This window comes from Streptomyces sp. NPDC037271, from assembly GCF_055603605.1.
On record NZ_JBVJVN010000023.1, the window covers coordinates 13,557 to 32,254 of the forward strand.

At 72.9% G+C, this 18,698-nt stretch carries 21 protein-coding genes; 8 read left to right on the forward strand and 13 right to left on the reverse strand.

The window, feature by feature from the left end:
- Positions 1–77: 77 nt before the first annotated feature.
- On the reverse strand, positions 78–710 hold the full coding sequence (locus tag ACZ7G3_RS28690) for a class I SAM-dependent methyltransferase (protein WP_426603557.1): 633 nt from the start codon (positions 708–710) through the stop codon (positions 78–80).
- 545 nt (positions 711–1,255) lie between these two features.
- On the opposite strand from ACZ7G3_RS28690, the gene ACZ7G3_RS28695 reads away from it, so the two are divergent.
- Together ACZ7G3_RS28695 and ACZ7G3_RS28700 are read left to right on the forward strand one after the other, a co-directional pair.
- Positions 1,256–1,471: a hypothetical protein gene (locus tag ACZ7G3_RS28695; RefSeq protein WP_470928900.1), complete on the forward strand. Its 216-nt coding sequence runs from the start codon at positions 1,256–1,258 to the stop codon at positions 1,469–1,471.
- A 530-nt stretch (positions 1,472–2,001) separates the two neighbouring features.
- Entirely contained in the window at positions 2,002–2,445 is a 444-nt protein-coding gene (locus ACZ7G3_RS28700; protein WP_470928902.1) for a PPOX class F420-dependent oxidoreductase, read from the forward strand.
- Between the two features lie 11 nt (positions 2,446–2,456).
- Here ACZ7G3_RS28700 and ACZ7G3_RS28705 read toward each other — a convergent pair whose 3' ends face one another.
- From ACZ7G3_RS28705 to ACZ7G3_RS28720, 4 genes are all read right to left on the reverse strand, one after another.
- Positions 2,457–4,583, reverse strand: a complete 2,127-nt coding sequence (locus tag ACZ7G3_RS28705) for an MMPL family transporter (protein WP_470928904.1) — start codon at positions 4,581–4,583, stop codon at positions 2,457–2,459.
- Positions 4,584–4,724: 141 nt separating this feature from the next.
- On the reverse strand, positions 4,725–5,231 hold the full coding sequence (locus tag ACZ7G3_RS28710) for a MarR family winged helix-turn-helix transcriptional regulator (protein WP_426603567.1): 507 nt from the start codon (positions 5,229–5,231) through the stop codon (positions 4,725–4,727).
- 157 nt (positions 5,232–5,388) lie between these two features.
- Positions 5,389–5,844, reverse strand: coding sequence for a hypothetical protein (locus ACZ7G3_RS28715; protein ID WP_426603569.1), 456 nt, complete (start codon positions 5,842–5,844; stop codon positions 5,389–5,391).
- Between the two features lie 44 nt (positions 5,845–5,888).
- Positions 5,889–6,053, reverse strand: coding sequence for a hypothetical protein (locus ACZ7G3_RS28720; protein WP_470928906.1), 165 nt, complete (start codon positions 6,051–6,053; stop codon positions 5,889–5,891).
- Positions 6,054–6,326: 273 nt separating this feature from the next.
- Between ACZ7G3_RS28720 and ACZ7G3_RS28725 the strand changes: the two genes are divergently transcribed.
- Both ACZ7G3_RS28725 and ACZ7G3_RS28730 read left to right on the forward strand, forming a co-directional pair.
- Positions 6,327–6,752 (forward strand): hypothetical protein, encoded by a 426-nt coding sequence (locus ACZ7G3_RS28725; protein WP_426603573.1) that lies wholly within the window; start codon positions 6,327–6,329, stop codon positions 6,750–6,752.
- A 391-nt stretch (positions 6,753–7,143) separates the two neighbouring features.
- Entirely contained in the window at positions 7,144–7,581 is a 438-nt protein-coding gene (locus tag ACZ7G3_RS28730) for a hypothetical protein (protein ID WP_426603575.1), read from the forward strand.
- Positions 7,582–7,697: 116 nt separating this feature from the next.
- On the opposite strand, the gene ACZ7G3_RS28735 is transcribed toward ACZ7G3_RS28730, so the two are convergent.
- Both ACZ7G3_RS28735 and ACZ7G3_RS28740 read right to left on the reverse strand, forming a co-directional pair.
- Positions 7,698–8,093: a RidA family protein gene (locus ACZ7G3_RS28735; protein WP_470928908.1), complete on the reverse strand. Its 396-nt coding sequence runs from the start codon at positions 8,091–8,093 to the stop codon at positions 7,698–7,700.
- Between the two features lie 180 nt (positions 8,094–8,273).
- Complete coding sequence (locus ACZ7G3_RS28740; protein WP_470928909.1) at positions 8,274–8,900, reverse strand: TetR/AcrR family transcriptional regulator; 627 nt, start codon at positions 8,898–8,900, stop codon at positions 8,274–8,276.
- A 144-nt stretch (positions 8,901–9,044) separates the two neighbouring features.
- Here ACZ7G3_RS28740 and ACZ7G3_RS28745 point away from each other — a divergent pair, with 144 nt between their 5' ends.
- Positions 9,045–9,806 carry an SDR family NAD(P)-dependent oxidoreductase gene (locus tag ACZ7G3_RS28745; RefSeq protein ID WP_470928911.1) on the forward strand — a complete coding sequence of 254 codons (762 nt, stop codon included), beginning with the start codon at positions 9,045–9,047 and terminating at the stop codon, positions 9,804–9,806.
- Between the two features lie 358 nt (positions 9,807–10,164).
- Here ACZ7G3_RS28745 and ACZ7G3_RS28750 read toward each other — a convergent pair whose 3' ends face one another.
- The 3 genes from ACZ7G3_RS28750 to ACZ7G3_RS28760 form a co-directional block, all read right to left on the reverse strand.
- The gene (locus ACZ7G3_RS28750) at positions 10,165–10,653 is read right to left on the reverse strand and encodes a hypothetical protein (protein ID WP_470928913.1); all 489 of its coding nucleotides are present in this window, start codon (positions 10,651–10,653) and stop codon (positions 10,165–10,167) included.
- A gap of 269 nt (positions 10,654–10,922) precedes the next feature.
- Positions 10,923–11,459 (reverse strand): GNAT family N-acetyltransferase, encoded by a 537-nt coding sequence (locus ACZ7G3_RS28755; RefSeq protein WP_470929037.1) that lies wholly within the window; start codon positions 11,457–11,459, stop codon positions 10,923–10,925.
- A gap of 162 nt (positions 11,460–11,621) precedes the next feature.
- Positions 11,622–12,587 carry a pirin family protein gene (locus ACZ7G3_RS28760; protein WP_470928915.1) on the reverse strand — a complete coding sequence of 322 codons (966 nt, stop codon included), beginning with the start codon at positions 12,585–12,587 and terminating at the stop codon, positions 11,622–11,624.
- Between the two features lie 147 nt (positions 12,588–12,734).
- Here ACZ7G3_RS28760 and ACZ7G3_RS28765 point away from each other — a divergent pair, with 147 nt between their 5' ends.
- Complete coding sequence (locus ACZ7G3_RS28765; protein WP_470928917.1) at positions 12,735–13,082, forward strand: tetratricopeptide repeat protein; 348 nt, start codon at positions 12,735–12,737, stop codon at positions 13,080–13,082.
- A 107-nt stretch (positions 13,083–13,189) separates the two neighbouring features.
- Here ACZ7G3_RS28765 and ACZ7G3_RS28770 read toward each other — a convergent pair whose 3' ends face one another.
- Entirely contained in the window at positions 13,190–14,620 is a 1,431-nt protein-coding gene (locus ACZ7G3_RS28770; protein ID WP_470928919.1) for a PepSY-associated TM helix domain-containing protein, read from the reverse strand.
- Between the two features lie 139 nt (positions 14,621–14,759).
- On the opposite strand from ACZ7G3_RS28770, the gene ACZ7G3_RS28775 reads away from it, so the two are divergent.
- Positions 14,760–15,416, forward strand: coding sequence for a peptide deformylase (locus ACZ7G3_RS28775; protein WP_426599949.1), 657 nt, complete (start codon positions 14,760–14,762; stop codon positions 15,414–15,416).
- Between the two features lie 198 nt (positions 15,417–15,614).
- Here the strand turns inward: ACZ7G3_RS28775 and ACZ7G3_RS28780 are convergent, their stop codons facing one another.
- The gene (locus ACZ7G3_RS28780) at positions 15,615–17,051 is read right to left on the reverse strand and encodes a dihydrolipoyl dehydrogenase family protein (RefSeq protein WP_470928921.1); all 1,437 of its coding nucleotides are present in this window, start codon (positions 17,049–17,051) and stop codon (positions 15,615–15,617) included.
- Between the two features lie 36 nt (positions 17,052–17,087).
- Between ACZ7G3_RS28780 and trxA the strand changes: the two genes are divergently transcribed.
- Positions 17,088–17,570: a thioredoxin gene (gene trxA, locus ACZ7G3_RS28785; RefSeq protein ID WP_426599951.1), complete on the forward strand. Its 483-nt coding sequence runs from the start codon at positions 17,088–17,090 to the stop codon at positions 17,568–17,570.
- Positions 17,571–17,598: 28 nt separating this feature from the next.
- Here the strand turns inward: trxA and ACZ7G3_RS28790 are convergent, their stop codons facing one another.
- Positions 17,599–18,633 (reverse strand): LacI family DNA-binding transcriptional regulator, encoded by a 1,035-nt coding sequence (locus ACZ7G3_RS28790; protein ID WP_470928923.1) that lies wholly within the window; start codon positions 18,631–18,633, stop codon positions 17,599–17,601.
- Positions 18,634–18,698 lie beyond the last annotated feature (65 nt).

Consider the following 18,698-nt stretch of genomic DNA (forward strand, 5'->3'; position numbering starts at 1 on the left):
TGCTTTCCGGGGCGCCCCGCTGAACCGGTGCCGGCGGGCGCCGGGAGCGTCGGCACCGGTTCAGCGGGGCCGGGGGCTCACCTCCGCCGCAGGCGCCACACGTGGTCTTCACGGAAGCCTTCGACGCCCTGGGGCGAGGCGCTGGGCCGGCGGACGGTCTCCTTGGTCTCGACGGTCCATTCGCCGTCCGGCAGGGCGAGTTCGGCGAGGACCCCGTCCAGGGTGGGGAAGACGACGTCGAAGGGCGGTTCGGTCTGCCAGGACGGCCACCCGGCGTGCAGCACGACGAGCAGGGTGCCGCCGTCCGCCACGGCCCGCGCGGCGTCACGCAGTACCGTCCGCTGGTCGAGAGCGACCGGGGACTGCAGGTAGTGGGCGCTCACCAGGTCGAACGAGCCCTCGGGGAACGACGTGCCCAGCTCGTGACGTTCCCAGTCGACGCGTTCACCGACCCCCGCGTCCGCGGCGTGCCCGGCGGCGCGTTCGAGCGCGGTGCCGGAGATGTCCACGCCGGTGACCCGCCAGCCGCGCGAGGCCAGCCACACGGCGTCCGCTCCTTCCCCGCAGCCGAGGTCCAGCGCGGTGCCGGGCGCGAGGTCGCTCGCCTCGCGGACCAGCAGGTCGTTGGGGCGTCCGCTCCAGACGCGGTCGGTGTCACGGTAGCGGGCTTCCCAGAACTCTGCGGGAGCCGGCGCGGGCGTGTCGGTCATGGGTGCCTCCTGGGGCGGACGGATCGTCTGCTCGGTGGGGACGCGCGACGACCGCGTGCCCTGTGTGCAGACTGCACCTGCCGGAACCGGACGGCAAAGATCTTTGCCGGTCCCGCAAACACGATCGGCACCGTCCGCCCGGCCCGACCCCGTCAGCGCGTCAGTGCGCCGGGCCCGGAGTCCGCGGTGTCGGTACGCACCCGTACCGTCCGCCGCGGGAAGAAGCTGTCGGTGCCCGCCCAGTCCAGGGCGTCCTCGACCCGGCGGCGCAGCTCGCGGGTGACGCCCCCTGCTGGAGCGGCACGGTCTTCACGGCGAGGCGCACCAGGACAGCGGTCGGCGTCCAGGCGTCTCCGCCGTCGGGCCCGCATGTCCACGGACAGCCCGGACAAGACACCCGGAACGCCACGAGCGTGTTCACCCCCTTTGCCTCTTTCGCCTCTTATGCCAGACGGTTGCGTCATCTTCACCCGGGACCGGCCCATCACCGGCCCGGGCCCGGGCACCCGTGAGGAGTCGTCCACAGCGGAGGGGGGACCTGCGGCGTGGTTGTCGTTGCCGTCCTGCTACTGCCCGCACTGGGGCTGCTGTTGTTCACCATGACGTACCTGGAGGACCGGCTCTTCGGTGATCCGGGGCCGCCCCGGCACGCCCGGCGCCGCCACCTGCGTCTCGTTCCGGGCGGCAGAGCCAGGGAAGCGTCCCCGGCCCGGAACCAGGCACGGGCCGAACCCCGGTCACGCGACCGGGACGCTGCCTGAGGCCGGCCCCCGGCACGGCACCCGCGCCGGTCGCGGGCGTCTGCTCCGGCGGCCCCGGTGCGGCGCCCGGGCCGCAGGACGACCACCGGGGCCACCGCGAGCAGGACTTCGGCGACTGCGCGGTCATGGTGGCCGATGCCCCCTTCACCGGTCGGCCGCGTTCCGGCCGGGGCGGCCGACCGACGGCACCCTCGACCGCCCGGCCCGGGCAGGAGGATGGAGGGCGGCAGGTCACGGCGCACGTCCACCACAGGGTGGGGACGTGCCTGGGGCGGACCGAGTGAGCGGCGGGGGCGGCGCGGGCCGGGCTCGGCGGACGGCACCGGTGTCACGGCCGGTGCCCTGGCCGGAGGCTTCGGCCTGGCGCCGACTACGGTCAGGTCGTGGGACCGGTGCTACGGGCCGGCCCCGGTCGACCGGTAACGCGGTCGGTGCCGGCCGACCGCCACGGGAGTCCCGCCCGCGGAGGCGACGCGCGCGGCGAAGGCGGGTCAGGGCGGGGACACGAGCGGCTCACTCAAGGAGACCGGATGAACGCCGAGGCACGACACGACACGGACGCGGACGCCGAGTTCGTGAGGTTCTGGCAGGAGCGCCGGGTGTGCTTCCTGTCGACGGCGCGCGCCGACGGGACCCCGCACCTGGTCCCGGTCGGGGTGACGTACGACCACGCCACCCGTACGGCGCGCGTCATCACGAGCGGGGGCACCGCGAAGGCGCGCAACGTCCGGCGGGCCGAGCGGCCCGTCGTCGCCGTGAGTCAGGTGGACGGCAGACGCTGGTCCACCCTGGAGGGCGTCGCGACCGTGCGGGACGACGCCGAGGCGGTCCGCGACGCGGAGGCCCGGTACGCGGCCCGCTACCGGCAGCCCCGGGCGAACCCGGAGCGGGTCGTCATCGAGATCGCCGTCCGGCGCTTCCTCGGCACGGTGCGCCCCCTCACACCCTCCGGGGCCGGCACCCCTGGAGGGTGAGCCCGCCGGGGTCAGCCACCACTCCAGGGGCGGGAATCGGAGGTCCCGGCCGCTCCGGCCGGTGTCCGGCGGCCGAGACGCCCGGGCCACCACGCGACGGCGCCGATGTCGCGGGCGAGCGCCGGGACCAGCAGCGAGCGCACCACGAGTGTGTCCAGCAGGACGCCGAAGGCCACGATGAAGGCGATCTGCACCAGGAAGGCCAGCGGGATCACCCCGAGGGCGGCGAACGTGGCGGCGAGTACGACGCCGGCCGAGGTGATCACGCCGCCGGTGGCGGTCAGCCCTCGCAGGATCCCCTCCCGTACGCCGTGGTCCAGCGACTCCTGCCGCACCCGGGACATGAGGAAGATGTTGTAGTCCACGCCGAGGGCGACCAGGAACACGAACCCGTACAGCGGGACGGAGGCGTCGGTGCCGCTGAAGCCGAACACATGGGTGAAGACGAGGGCCGAGACGCCGAGCGTGGCCAGGAAGTTCAGCGCCACCGTCGCCACGAGCAGCACGGGCATCAGCAGGGAGCGCAGCAGGGCGATCAGGATGACCAGGATGATGGCGAGGACCACGGGCACGATGAGCGAGCGGTCGTGTTCGGCGGTCCGCTGGGTGTCGTACTGCTGCGCGGTGTAGCCGCCGACGAGGGCGTCCGCGCCGGGCACGTCGTGGACGGCGGACCTGAGCCGGGCCACCGTGCTCTTGGCGGCGTCGCTGTCCGCCGGCGCCTGCAGCGTCGCGTCGATGCGCACCCGCCCGTCGGCCACCTTCGGTTCACCGCCGCCGGGTCGGCCGGAGGCGGTCACCGCGGCGGCGGAGGCGACGCCGCGGGTGTCGCGGGCCGCCGCGAGGACGGGGTCGAGCCGGTCGGCGTCCGCGATGATCACGGCGGGGTTGCCGGAGCCGCCCGGGAAGTGCCGCGCCAGGGTCTGCTGGGCGGCGACGGACGGAGTGTCGTTGACGAAGATCTCGTCCAGCGGCACGCCCTTGGAGGTCAGGGTCGGTGAGAAGGCGGCGCAGGCGAGCAGCGCGGCGAGCGACACGGCCCAGATGCGGCGCGGGGCCCGGTCCACCAGGGCGGCGACACGGTGCCACAGGCGGTGTCCGGCCTCCGGGTCGCCGGTCCGGACGGGCTTGGCCGGCCAGTAGGCGGCCCGGCCGAGCACGACCAGGACGGCGGGCAGGAAGGTGAGCGTGCTCAGGACGGCGCAGACGATGCCGATGGCGCCGACGGGTCCGAGCGCGCGGTTGTTGGTCAGGTCGCTGAGCAGCAGCGCCAGCAGCCCCAGGGCGACGGTCGCCGCGCTGGCGACGACGGCTCCCCAGGAGGCGCGCAGTGCGGCGCGCATGGCGCCGAAGCGGTCCGGGTGCCGGGCCAGTTCCTCACGGTAGCGGGCGGTGAGCAGGAGCGCGTAGTCGGTGGCGGCGCCGATGACCAGGATGGAGAGGATGCCCTGGACCTGCCCGTCGACGCGTACGACGTCCCGGTCGGCGAGCGCGTAGACGATCGCGCAGGCCAGTCCCAGTGCGAAGACGGCGCCGAGGATGATGACCAGGGGCAGCAGGACGCTGCGGTAGACGAGCAGCAGGATCACCAGCACGGTGACGAGCGCGACGCCGAGCAGCAGCCCGTCGATGCCCGCGAAGGCGTCGGAGAGATCGGCCTGGGAGGCCGCCGGTCCGGCGAGTTGCGCGTGGGTTCCGGGGACCTGTCCGGCGGCTTCGCGGATGTGCTCCAGGACGTCGGGCAGGCGGTCGCCGAGGCCGGGCTCGACCTGGACGACGGCTTGGAGGGCTTCCCCGTCGTCGGAGGGCAGGGCGGGCGTCGCGGGGCCGGCGACCCCGGGCTCCCCTTCGAGGCCCGCGACCGCTCGGGTGGCGGGCGCCCGGTGTTCGGTGACGGCGCCACCGCCGTCCGCGGTCCACACGACGATCACGGGGAGGGTCTCGTCCTGCTGGAAGGCCTTCTGCGCGTCGATGACGCGGGTGGACTCGGCGCTGCGGGGCAGGAAGGCGGCCTGGTCGTTGGTGGCGACCTCACCGAGCTTTCCGGCGTACGGGCCGAGCGCTCCGCCGATGCCGAGCCAGACCAGGAGCAGGACGACGGGGACGAGCCAGCGGGCTCGTCGGGAGGGGATGGACATCGGTCTTCGGGTCTCCAGGTCTCCAGCGGCAGGGAAGTGACTCGATCATAAACAATCTCAATGATTGAGTTACTTGGGGTCGTCGCGACACACCGGCTTCTGCCCGGACCTGTCCCCCGGATGCCCCGATCGCCCGGAGAATCAGCGGTCGTGCGCCCGGACCAGCCGCAGCTCCTCGTTCATCGCCGCCAGGAAGCGGACCACCACCGCCAGTTCGCCGTCGTCGAAGCGCGAGCAGGTGACGGCGGCCGCCTCGGCCAGCGGACGGAAGTACGTCCGGGCCGCCGCCCGGGCGTCGGGCACGTAGCGCAGATGGACGACCCTGCGGTCGGCGCTCTCCCGCACCCGGCGCACGTGCCCGGCGCGCTCCAGCCGGTCGACGCACGCCGTCACCGCGCCGGAGGTGAGCCCCAGGTGCTCCCGCAGCCGCCCCGGCGTCATGGGCTCCTGTGCGTCCAGGATCGCCGCGAGTGCCTGGACGTCGGTGGCGTGCAGTCCGTGCGTGCCGGCGAAGCTCTGCACGAGGCGGTTGATCTCGCCGTTCATCCGCCGGAGCTGCGCCGCGAGGACGTGCAGGTCGCTCTCCTCGGCACCGGCTCCGGTCCCCCGCTCGTGCGCGTGCTGCCCGCGCTGATTCGCTGTCGCCACGTGATCAGCGTATAGAAGGGCCGAACCGGGCCCACCGCGCGTCCCGGGCGACCCTCGCGACAGGAGATCACCGCGACGACTTCCGGTGCGGGACGGAGCCCGCACCCCGTGAGCGGTCCCGGTGACCGTCCGTCGGGGCACGCACCGCGCGCCGGGGTCAGGCGAAGGGACTGTTCGGGAGCCGGGTGCCGGGGCTGTCGGGACGGGCCGTGTGGTCCGGGTGGTTGCGGGTGCGGCGGGCCTCCTTCAGCTCCGCCTCGTACAGATGGTCACGGCCCTCGGCGAGCCGGTCCACCGCCGCGCGCTCCAGGTCCCGGAACGCCTGGTAGTACGTCCGGTCGTACGCCTCGACGATCTGGAACGTCCAGTGCCCGGGGATGACGTTGCGCCCGAGGATCTCCGTGCGGACACGCTCCGCCCATTCCGTGTGGCCCGCCTTGCGCAGCAGCTCGACCGCGCGGTCCAGTTCGAAGTCCGCCGTGCCGGTGAGCTGGTGGAACGCGAACAGGTGCCCACGGGCACGGTCGGTCGTCTCCAGCGCCTTGGACAGGGACCCGAGGGCTTCCACCGTCTCGTCGCTGACGCCCTCGGGGCGCCGGTGCGGGTCTTCCACGTGGTCGGTCCCTTTCGGTGAGTGAAGGTGAGAAAGGTGGCACGTCAGCGGCTCGCGGCCCGGGTTCGTGAGCGCGAACCGGCGGCCGGGGCCTCGGTGCGCTCGGGGGACTTCTCCTCCACCGTCCCCTCGGCCCCGCTGCCGGGGCGGCTCCAGGCGGCCTTGTATCCCGTGCAGGGATTCCGCTCCCCGTCGCGGTTCTTCGCCACCTCACCGCTCCTTCCAGTCCAGACCAGCCTGAACCGGCTGCGGAGGTCCTACCACTCGACGCGGGACCCCGATCGGCTTCGACGTCCTGCGCCGCCGGGCTACGGCCGTGGAGACGTCCGACGACGGGAGTCACCGCACGTACTGCCCCGGGCGTCCACGGCGGGGAGACAGCCGTGACCCGATCGGCGCAGTCCTCCGTGACCCGCCCTGCGGGGAACCGTCGCCCGCCATAGGCTCACGGGTATCCCCCGGAAGCGCCGCTAGGAGTTCCCATGCGTCTGCCCGTCGAACCCAGGCATCTCCCCCCACGACTGGCCATCGGGGCTTTCATCCTCAATTCCGGCCTGGCGAAACGCGGGGCCGACGAGCAGACCGCCGCCATGCTGCATGGAATGGCGAAGAACACCTATCCGTTCCTCGACAAAGTGCAGCCGACGACTTTCGTCCGTCTGCTGTCCGCCGGTGAGATGGCCCTCGGCGCGGCGCTGCTCCTGCCGGTCGTACCGACGGCAGTGGCGGGGATCGGCCTGACCGCGTTCTCGGCCGGGCTGGTGGGTATGTACCTGCGCACGCCCGGCATGCGCGAGGAAGGCAGTCTGCGCCCGACCCAGGACGGCACGGCCCTGGCGAAGGACACCTGGTTGCTCGGCGTCGGTGTCGGATTCGTCGTCGACGGAGTCACGCGCGAGTCACGGTGACCGCGTGGTGTCCGTCGCAGGCCGCCGCGTGGCGCCGAGGATCGCGGTGTGTGCGTGGGCAGCCGCGCACGGGGACGGGTTGCTCGACACGCGGGTGCTGTACGAACACCACGGCATCACGACGCGGGCCGCCGGAACACCGCGGTTCCGGCCGACCTCTCAGGTGTCACGAACCCACGAACCGGCGCACTCCGACCGGGAGCGACCGCGACGAAGCCGACGCGGGTCCGGGGTGAGCGCTGTCCCGCCGGTTGCGCGCGGGTCCGGGGTGAGCGCTGTCCCGCCGGTTGCGCGCGGGTCCGGGGTGAGCGCTGTCCCGCCGGTTGCGCGCGGCACGGGCGGCGCAGGTGGCGAGATCGACGTTTTGCCCTCTTCGTCCCGGGTGACCCGTATGGAGCACATCCACGGTGACGAGGTGAGAACCATGCTGGTACTGGGCCTCCTGCTGATGGCGGGCGCCGCCGCCTTCGCAGGTCTGCTGATCGCGTACAACCTGTCCGGCGGTCCGGACTACACGGTGACCCTGCTGGGCAGCGACCCCTTCACGATCAGCACACTCGGGGCGTTTCTCGGCGGCATCGCCCTGACTCTGATCTTCGGCCTGGGCATGTGGATGCTGCTGGCCGGAACGGTACTGGCGCGCCATCGCAGCAAGAAGCGTCGCGGGGAGCGGGAGGCCGCCCGGCGGGCCGCCGCGGAGCGCGACCGACTGGCCGACCGACTGGGGGGCGGGAGCCGTGAGGACGGCAGCACCAGCCCTTCGGACGAGACGGCGGGACAGCACCGCCCGGCCGCCCACCGGCCGCACCGGCTTCGCTTGCACCACTGACCGACGGCGCTTTCACCGCTGACCGACGCAGCCGGGTGAGCGTCGGCCGTTTCCCTCCCTCCGCCGCTTGCTCTCGTGCCGGTTCGACCGGCACGAGAGCAGGCGGCGAGTTCGTCTCACGCGACGGCGGTTGCCTCGAGTTCGACCATCTGGCCGGGGATCGCCAGCCGTGTCACCCCGAGCATCGTGCTGGCCGGGGCCACCCCGGCGGCGCCCAGCCGCGACGCCAGCACGCCGTAGTGCGGGAACAGCAGAGCGACGTCGGTGGTGTAGACGTTGAGCCGGACGACGTTCGAGAGGGACATGCCGGCCTCGCCGAGCACGGCCTCCAGGTTGTCGAGGCTCAGCGCCAACTGGGCGGCCATGTCACCGTCGTGCTGGGGTTTGCCGTCGGCGGACATCGCGGTCTGTCCGGAGCAGTACAGGGTCCGGGTGTGTCCGGAGACGACCTCACCCTGGTTGAATCCCATCTCGACCGACCAGGTCACCGGGTTGACCGCTGTTCGTTCCACTGCCACATCAGCTCCATCTGTATGCACCGGGAGTAAGTACGACGCCCGGCGGCGACGCAGCCGCCTTCGTCGACGTCGGTGCTGACGAGCCTTCCGGAAAATCACGACACCCTTGGTCGTGTATGCGATGGGTTCCCGCCCGTTCGTGCGCCGATCGGCCCGTCGGGCGCACCCGGCGACTCAGGTGAGGCCGGCGGCGGTGACGGCGAGAGCGGTGCGCAGGGTCGCCGCGAGGTCGATCCTGACGGCCGCGGGGTCGGTGTTCGGCTCGGTCGTCCGGTAGGCGTGGTGCTCGACGGCCGCGCGCAGCGCCGCGTTGATCATGGCGGCCCAGATGGCCGGCCGTACGTCGCCGGCGGGGAGTCCGGCTCGCTCGGCGAGGGCCCGGGCGAAGGCGGGCTCCGCCTCGTCGTGGGTCTGCAGCCAGACCGCGCGCAGACCCGGCTCCGTCCGGGTCAGCCGCAGCAGCGCGCCGACGTCCGGTCCGGGCAGGACGGCGTCGGCGGTCCACAGGTGGTCGAAGGCTTCCTGAAGGGGTTGGCCGGGGCGCCACTGCCGCAGCGCGGTGGCGATCGCATCGATGCCGGTCGTGAACAGCGGCCCCACGCAGCTTTCCTTGGTGGGGAAGTAGCGCCACACCGTGCGCGCGGAGATTCCGACCGCCTGTCCGATCTGCTCCCCCGTCGTCGCGGCGACGCCCTGGGCGATGAACAGGTCGACCGCGGCCCGGGCGATCCCCAGCCTGATGACGGCCTTGCGCTCCTCGGTCAGGGGTGGCCGCCCGGTCCGTCCGCGAGCTGCGGTCATCGGCCCCTCCGGCGCACAGAGATCCACGTCATGAGCGTGTATTCTCCACCAAGACTTTATGTCACTCAGAGACATTAAGCGTGGGTGTGCCGGCGCGGTGGGACACGGGTCCGCCGCGTCAGCACTTCGGAGATGGAGTACTTCATGACCGCCGATCTGAACGGCCGCAGCGTGATCGTCACCGGAGCGGGATCGGGCATAGGCCGCGCGGCCGCCCTCGCCTTCGCCGCGCAGGGGGACCGCGTCGTGGTGGCGGACCTCAACGCCGACGGCGCCGACGCGGTCGTCGAGGAGATCGAGCAGGCGGGCGGCACCGCGGTGGCCGTCACGGGTGACCTGAGCGAGCAGGCTGTCGTGGACCGGGTGACGGCGACGGCGGTGGAGCGGTTCGGCGGCGTGGACGTCCTGGTGAACAATGCCGGGATCATGGACAGCATGTCGGCCCTGGCCGACGTGACCGACGCCGAGTGGGAGCGGGTCATCCGGGTCAATCTGACCGCGCCGTTCATGCTGGCCCGCGCAGTGCTGCCGCACATGCTGGGCGCGGGCCGCGGCGCCATCGTGAGCACCGCCTCCGAGGCCTCCTTGCGCGGGAGCGCGGCAGGCACCTCGTACACGGCTTCCAAGCACGGCGTGGTGGGCCTGACGAAGTCGCTCGCGGTGATGTACCGGAAGAACGGCATCCGCGCCAACGCCATCTGCCCGGGTGGCACCGCGACCGCCATCTCGGTGGAGGCCGACCGCACGGCGCACGGCCCGGCGGCGATCGGCCCGCACTTCGTCAACCTCGGCCGTGTGTCGCAGCCGGAGGAACAGGCGGCCGCGATCCTGTTCCTCGCCTCGGACGCCGCGAGCAACATCAACGGCGCGATCCTGCCCGTCGACGACGGCTGGTCCGCCGTCTGACACGGCGTCGGCCCCACGTACTGGGGGGGTGCCTCGCCGCCACGTCGTGAGCGCGCGGCACCGCACCCGGTGACGGACCGCGAGCCGGGCGGAACCCGGCAGTCGGCGACCTGGCCTTGGACGCACCGCCTCTCGGTCCCTACCTTCCAGGAGTCGTCGCAGCGGGTGGCGATGCCGCGTCAGGCCGCCTCGGGAGCGTCCGCGGCCCGGGCTGCGGAGCCCCCTTCCTCGCGCCCCGACGGGGTGCTGGTGGGCGCGGACGACGGTGGAGCGAGGACTCCGGCAGCACGCATCGGGCAGTCAGGTCGCCGTACCACCCGACCGTGATCCACCGCTCAACAGCCTGTGAAGGCGTCGCCTAGCAGCCCGCTTCGACACCGCTGTTCAGGAACGAGTCGATGTTGATCGAGTAGCCGGCACCGGTGGTGAGGTCGGGGCGGCTTCCGTGGCCGTCCTCCGCGAGGCCCTCGGCGGTGAGGAAGACGATCCGCAGGGTCATTTCCTCTTTGGCGAAGCACAGGTCGCCGGACGAGGCGTCCGGGTCGGGATTCCATCCGTTCCGCGTCGCTGCCGTCCGGTAGTGTGCGGCCACTTCGGCCCGCGTGCCGGGGAAGGCGTACGTCCGGTTGGCGTACACCGAGACGTCGCCGCTGTCCGCCCAGCAGCCGGCGTCGGCCTCCTCGAAGCCCCGGGCGACGGTGGCCTCGGCGGGGCGGGAGGCGAGGATGTCGAGCGCCGCCATCTCCTTCACCCGGTTGTCGGTTCCCTCGCAGCCCCTGGCGAGTTCCCGCAGCGTGCAGCCGGTGAGCGTGCCGACCGCTAGCACGGTCGACAGAAGCAGGGACATCGGGCGGGTGGTACCTGTCCGTAGAGGCAAAGGGGGCTCCAGGAGAAGGCCGGGCGCGGGACGTCCGCCAGGCAGCAGAGTGATCCGTGCCGCTCCACAGCGGCACCGGCCAGTTCTACCAAGGATTCGCCCTTTGTCGTTCCTGATGGGTGGAACCACCCGTGGCCGGAGGCGTCCTCGGCGATGACGGCGAGCCAGGCGTCCACCCGTCCCCGTCGCGACAACCGGGGCACCGGCCTGCCCACCTGCGGCCGTCCTCGTTGCCGCCCTCACCGAGTGCTGGTGACGTACTGGTCCGACGACAACTCGAACACCCGTACTCGCCGGCCACAGGTGGGATTGACGGTCTCACGGACCGGACGCATCCCCAGTTTGGCCATGATCCGCTCGGAGGCGACGTTGCCCACTTGAGCGATGCTGACGATCCGCTCCAGTCCCCGCTCTTCGAAACCGAACCGTACAGCGGCCGCAGCGGCCTCGGTGGCCAAGCCCTGACCCCAGTGGGCACGTCCCAGCCGCCAGCCGACCTCGACCGCCGGCAGTACCTCCGGCAGGAAGTCGGGCACCGAAAGGCCGGTGAACCCGGCCAGCTCGCCGGTGGACCGGATCTCCACGGCGAACAGGCCGAAGCCCTGTGCCTCCCACTCGCTCTCCCATGCCCGGACCCCGTCGCGAGTCTGCTGTTCGTCGCGGACGCTGCCGTCACGGATCCACCGCATGACCTCGGGGTCGGCATGGACGGCAGCCATGGGCGCAACGTCTTCCTCGCGCCAGCGACGCAGGATCAAACGGGGAGTCTCAAGCATGACCATCCCGTCATCCTGGACCACGAAGGGGCTCTCGGCCATCCTCACCAGGCACTTCGATGCACGGCCGGCAGCCGGCCCGATCGCCGGCCCCGGCCGACTCGACCGCCGAACAGATCACCATTGGCCCGACAGCCATCAAACCTGACGCATTGCCGCAGGTCAGCGCACCCTTCCTCGCGGTTTCAACGGCACCGCCGGCAGCGACGGCGCGGGCAGCGGCGCCCCGTCGTACCCCTTCACCTCGCCGAACCGTGTCCCTTCCATCCAGTCCCGGCGGGCCTGTGCGATCTCCTCCTGGGACCGTCCGATCCAGTTCCAGAACATGATCAGCTCCTCCTCGAACGGCTCGCCGCCCAGGAGCATCAGACTCGCGTCGGAGCCGGCGCGCAGGGGGAGTTCGTCGCGGCCGCAGCCGAGGTAGAGCATCGAGCCCGGCACCAGCGGCACGCCGTCGACGTGGGCCTCGCCGGCCATGGACAGGACGGCGTACTCGAAGTCCCGTTCCAGCGGGAGGCGTACGTCCGTGCCGCCTGTGAGAGTCAGGTCCGCGCCGACGAGGGGGGTGTACGTCGTGCCCGGTGAGGTGGCGCCGTCGAGGGTGCCGAGGAGCAGGGTGGCCGTCAGGCCGGGGGCCGTGACGAGGGGCAGGTCGGCGTGGAACTCGAAGTGCGGGTCGGTGTGGCGGTGGGCGTCCGGGAGGGCCACCCACAGTTGCGCGCCGTGCAGGTAACGGGCGTGCGAGCGCGGACTCTCCTCGGAGTGGCTGATCGCGCGGCCGGAGGTCATCAGTCCCAGCTGGCGCGGGCGGATGGTCTGCAGGCTGCCGGTGGAGTCGCGGTGCAGCACCTCGCCCTCGTGCAGCCAGCTGACCGTCTGCAGGCCCATGTGCGGATGGGGCGGCACCTGCATACCGGGCTCGTCGGCGATGTCGTCGGGACCGTAGTGGTCGACGAAACACCAGGCTCCGACCATGCGCCGGCCCAGGTTGGGCAGCAGTCGGCGGACCTCGGTGGACTCGCCGAGCCTGACGTGGCGAGGGCTGAGGAGTTCCCGCACGGGCTCCGCCACCACGAAGCCGCGGCCGCCGCACGGGCTGGGAACCGCCTCACGATCAAGATTGCTCATGCTGCCCAACCTAGCCCCGGACGGCTCCCCGCGTCAGACCGTCCCGCGGCCGTCACCGTGGCGGGACCACACGCCGCCGTCGACACGCTCGCGGTTGTGGAATGCTCAATCATGTCGCGCGGTTGAGTACGCCGAAGGAGGTCACCAGTGGACACGACGTACTACGACCACGGATCACCGACGGAGCGTTGGGAGCGCGCGCGGCTGTTCTTCGACGCCAAGGACTACGCGGCCGCGGCACGTGTCCTGAGCGGGCTGGTCGAGGAGGTGCCCGAGCAGACCGGGCCTCGGCTGCTGCTGGCTCGCGCCTACTACCACTCGGCCCAACTGCGGCGTGCGGAGGCGGAGCTGCGGGTCGTCGTCGAGCGCGATCCGGTCGAGCAGTACGCCCGGCTGATGCTGGGACGCACGCTCGAACGGCAGGGGCGGCAGGAGGAGGCCGACGCGCAGCTGCGGATCGCCGCTGCCCTGGCGGGGGACTTCGCCGGCCGCTGAGCGGCGGTGCCACGGCGGAGCGGTGAGTGCGTGAGCGCGGTGAGTGCGGTGAGCGCGATGCCGTACTCACCGCTCCGCCGCTGCGACTCGGCACTCGGCGCAGCCGCTCACCGTTTCGGCGACGCACCGCTCGCATACGTCCGACGGCCCCGGCGGTGAGCGATCTCGCCGAGCACGACGTCGAGCGCGACGAACGCGGCCAGTGGGATGCCCAGCAGTGGCACGAAGTAGCCGAGGACGGCGACCGCCGCCAGCAGGGGGACGAGGAGCAGTGGCGGCACCTGCTGCCACGCGCCGCGCGGGATCGGGCGGCCGAACGCGGAACCCCTGCCTCGCTGCCACCACATGCGGTAGCCCCAGATGATGAGCAGGATCAGTGAGGCCGCCAGCAGCATCAGGGCGATCTGGTTGGGCAGGCCGAACAGGCTGCCGGTGTGCAGGTCGATGCCCCAGCGGCTGAGCTTGGCGAGCACCGGGTAGTCGGCGAAGCGGAGTACGTCGGTCACTTCTCCCGTCGCCGGGTCCACGGCGACCGAGTCCTGCTTCTCGGGCCAGCTCCGCTGCACCTGCTTGACGACGTAGGCGGAGGACGCGTCGGCGGGCGGGACGATCTCCACGGGGTCGCCCAGGCCCTCGGCGCGCGCGGCGGCCAGGATCTTGTCGAGGCCGACCCCGTGATCGGCGTCTCCGCCGGCGCCCGCCGCCGCGCCGTGGCCGGCGTGCTCGCCGCCCGACGCGCCCGACGCCGAGGCCGAGACGGACGGGGTGGTCTGGCCGAGCGAGACACGCAGGTTCTCGATGTTCGCTCCGGCATACGTCGACCAGGTCAGACCGGTGGCCGAAAGGAACACGAACCCGGCCGCGGCCCAGGCGCCGACCGTGCCGTGCAGGCCCAGGGTTCGGCGCCGGCCGCTGGTGCCGCGCAGCTTGCGCCGGGCCCGGCGCCGGGAGAACCACAGCACCAGGCCGCCGCTCGCGATCACCCAAAGCCAGCTGGCGGCGAACTCGCTGTACAGGCGGCCCGGTTGGCCGAGGTGCAGGTCGCGGTGGAACTCGTCGATCCAGGTGCGCAGCGGCAGCGCGCCGGTCGAGCCGTACTGTTCGAGGGCGCCGCGCACCTTCGCGGTGTACGGGTCGACGAAGACCGCCAGGGTGTGGTCCGCGTCGACGCCCTCGACGCCGGACAGCAGCACCCTGGTGGTGGCGTCCGCCTCGGGCGAGGGGCGTACGGCCGACACCGTCCCCTCGGGGTGGGCCTGCCGGGCGGCGGCGACCTGCTCGGAGACCGGCAGCTTGCTCTCGCCCACGTCGGGGACGGTCAGTTCGTGCGCGTAGAGCATCTTCTCGGCCTGGAAGGAGGCGGCGTAGAGGAAGCCGGTGGCCGCCGCGATCAGCAGGAAGGGCGCCACGAACAGGCCGGCGTAGAAGTGCAGGCGCAGGACGAGCGGGCGCAGCGTGGACCATCTGCCGGGTGGGGGCGGCGGCGGGGTCGCCGGTCCTGGGGTCTCGTCCGTGGGGGTCGCGGAGGTGGTGGTCATCGGTGGGCGCTCCGGGGACGTCGTGGGGGCGGGGTGCTCCCAGTGGTCGGGGCGAGGACGCCCCCAGTTCCCCGTCGTTTTGGTGGTGTGCGTCACAGTGGGGCTCGGTGGTTGCCGTACGCCGTGGCATCCTGGCGCGATGGGAACTCCGAGTGATCGTGCGCCCTTTGCGGAGCGGGTCGGGGAACTGCTCGCCGTCGGCGGGCCGTTGCCGATCGTCGCGGCCGGCGATCCGGTGCTGCGGCGCGTGGCCGAGCCCTTCGACGGGCAGTTGGAGCCGTCGCTGCTGGCACGGTTCGTCGAGGCGCTGCGCCTCACCATGCACGCGGCGCCGGGCGTCGGCCTGGCCGCGCCGCAGGTGGGTGTCGGGCTCCGGATCGCGGTCATCGAGGACCCGGCGCCGGTGCCGGACGAGGTACGGGTGGTCCGGGGGCGGGTGCCGCAGCCGTTCCGGGTGCTGGTCAATCCGTCGTACGAGCCCGTCGGCGCCGCGCGCGCCGCGTTCTTCGAGGGCTGTCTGAGCGTGCCGGGCTGGCAGGCGGTGGTGGCTCGGCATGCCGAGGTGCGGCTGCTGGCGCGGGACGAGCACGGGCGGGCGGTGGACGAGGTGTTCTCGGGTTGGCCGGCCCGGATCGTGCAGCACGAGACGGATCATCTCGACGGCACGCTGTATCTGGACCGGGCCGAGCTGCGGTCGCTGGCGTCGAACCGGGCGATGGCCGAGTGGTGGGGACAGGCGACGCCGGAACGGGCGGCGGCGGAGCTGGGGTTCGGGCTGCCCGCCCCGGCGGTCTGACTGGCCGCCGGGGCGGCACGGGCGGGCTGTGCGCACCCGCGCGGTCGCGGGGGGCCGCCGCCGCCCGCCCGTGCCGCACCGGGAGTGCCTGCGGGGGCGTTCGGGCACCGGGAGGGGCCGGACTGCCCTCAGCCGGGGCACCGGCAGAGGCACGACTGCCCCTCAGCCGGGGCGGCTGCCCTCAGCCGTGTGAGGGGGTCACTGGTCCCGGTACGCCTCCAGCAGCCGCAGCCACACCTCGCTGATCGTCGGGTAGGACGGGACCGCGTGCCACAGGCGGCTGACCGGGACGCGGCCGGCGACGGCGACGGTCGCGGAGTGGATCAACTCGCCGACGCCGGGGCCGACGAAGGTGACGCCGCGGACGATCTCGTCCTCCAGGTCGACGACCATGCGGGCGCGCCCCCTGTAGCCGTCGCCGTACAGGCTCGCGCCGGCCACCGTGGCGAGGTCGACGTCGACGGCGCGGACGCGGTGGCCCGCCTGCTCGGCCTCGGCGAGGGTCAGGCCGACGGACGCCGCCTCGGGGTCGGTGAACACCACCTGGGGGACGGCGTCGTGGTCGGCGGTCGCGGCGTGTGCGCCCCACGGGCCGCAGTCCAGGTCCGCCGCGCCGGAGACGCGGGCGGCGATGGCGGCGCCCGCGATACGGGCCTGGTACTTCCCCTGGTGGGTGAGCAGGGCGCGGTGGTTGACGTCGCCGACGGCGTAGAGCCAGTCGTGGCCCGCCACCCGGAGGCTGTCGTCGACCGGGAGCCAGGAGCCCGGTTCCAGTCCCACGGTCTCCAGACCGATGTCGTCGGTGCGCGGGACGCGGCCGGTGGCGAAGAGGATCTCGTCGGCCTCGACGCGGTCGCCGGTGTCGGTGACCACGACGACGGTGCCGCCCTCCCGGGTGACGGACTCGACGGACGTGCCGGTGCGGATGTCGGCACCGGCCTCGGTGAGCGCCTCGGCGACCAGTTCGCCGGCGAACGGCTCCATGCGGGCGAGGAGGCCGCCGTCGCCGCGCACCAGGAGCGTCACCCGGGAGCCGAGGGCCTGCCAGGCGGTGGCCATCTCCACGGCGACGACTCCGCCGCCGACCACGATCAGCCGGCCGGGCGCGCTCTTCGCGCTGGTGGCCTCGCGGCTGGTCCAGGGGCGTACCTCGGCGAGCCCGGGCAGGGCGGGCAGGGCGGCGCCGCTGCCGGTGCAGACGGCGACGGCGTGCCGGGCGGTCAGTACCCGGCGCGTGCCGTCGGGGGCGGTCACCTCGACCGTGCGCGGTCCGGCGAGGCGTCCCTGTCCCCGGTGCAGGTCGGCGCCGATGCCCTTCACCCACTGGACCTGGCCGTCGTCCTTCCAGTGGGAGGTGTACTCGTCTCGGCGGGCGAGGACCGCCGCCGCGTCGAGGGGGTCCCGCACCGACCGGCTCAGACCTGGCAGGCGGTGGGCGTCCGCGCGGGCGAGGACCGGGCGCAGCAGGGCCTTGCTGGGCATGCACGCCCAGTAGGAGCATTCGCCGCCGACCAGTTCGCTCTCCACGATCGCGGTGGACAGCCCGGCCGCGCGGGTACGGTCGGCGACGTTCTCCCCCACGGGGCCCGCGCCGATCACGACGACGTCGTACGCGATGGAATCCGTTTGCGTCATGGGGCCAGTCTGGTGGGTGGTGTGCGGCGTGGCCACATGGGTACGAGCGCGGAATACCCAGCAGGTCGGCAGTGTTGTGCCGACGGCTCACGCCCCCGAACCCAGGAAGAGGGATCTCGCATGACCAGCACCGTGGAGCTCACCAAGGAGAACTTCGACCAGACGGTCACGGACAACGAGTTCGTCCTGATCGATTTCTGGGCGTCGTGGTGCGGTCCGTGCCGTCAGTTCGCCCCGGTCTACGAGAAGGCGGCCGAGGCCAACCCCGACCTCGTGTTCGGCAAGGTGGACACCGAGGCGCAGCCGGAGCTGGCCCAGGCCTTCGGCATCCAGTCGATTCCGACGCTGATGATCGTCCGGGACCAGGTGGCCGTGTTCGCGCAGCCGGGCGCGCTGCCCGAGGAGGCGCTGACGGACGTCATCGGGCAGGCCCGGAGGCTGGACATGGACGAGGTTCGCAAGTCGGTCGCCGAGCAGCAGGCGCAGGCCGGGGGCCAGGCCGCGCAGGACGGCCAGTAGGCGGACCGGTTTCCGGCCGGCCCGACAGTCAGCTCGACTCCCGGTGCACCACCGCCGCGCCCAGCACCTTGTGCCGCTCGGGCGCGGCGCCGGGGTCGCGGACCGCCCGGTCGACCAGGGCGGCCAGGTCGCGGCCGGCTGGCAGTTCCAGGTGGACGGTGCTCAGCCGGGGCCGCAGCAGGCGTCCCAGCACCAGGTCGTCGGCGCCGATCACCGCGGCGTCGCCGGGGATGCCGAGGCCCTCGTCCTGCAGCGCCCGCATCAGCAGCATCGCGTACTCGTCGTTGTACGCGTACACGGCGTCGAGACCGAGGGAGTCCCAGCGGGCGGCCAGCCGGGCGGCGTCCTGCTCCTCGTAGGCGAGGCGGAGTTCGGTGACGCTGGCGTCGGTGTCGTGCACGGCGCGGCGGGCGCCGGTCAGACGCGGTGCGGAGAAGACCTCGAGCCCGTCCTCCGCGGGCACGACGACGCCGATCCTGCGGCGTCCGCGTTCGTGGAGGTGACGGACGGCGCGGTGGCCGACGATCTCGTGGTCCATGAGCAGCGCGTGCGCTCCCTCGACGGCCTCGGGGCCGAGGGTGACGACCGCCCGGGCGCCCGAGCGCTTGAGGACCTCCACTCCGCGCGGGCCGAGACCCGGTCCGGGGACGAGGACGGCGACCGGGCGTAACTCGGCCCAGGCGCGGGCGGCCTCGTCGTCGTAGGGGCCGACGGTGCCGTACTGGACGACGGTGTAGTCGAGGCGGCCGAGGGCCTGCTGGAGTTCGTCGAGGAACCGGCGGTAGAGCGGGCCGGCGGGGAAGGACGGCGCGGGCATCAGGACCGTGCGGCTGTGCCCGGCGCGCAGGGAGCGGGCCGCCGCGTGCGGGACGTATCCGAGCTCCGTGGCGGCCTCGTGGACCCGGCGGCGGGTGGGCTCGCTGATCCGGACGGCGCTGGTGTTGTTGAGGACGTAGGAGACGGTCGCGCGCGAGACGCCGGCCAGGCGGGCCACATCGGCGCTCGTGGGCACGGAGCGCGGTGCGAGGGACTCGGGGGCGGGCGGTTTCGGTATCTGCACCATGACGTACGGCATCTTGGCAGAAGCCCGGCGGGGGGCGGCGGGCGGGGGAACGTCGTCCGGACCGG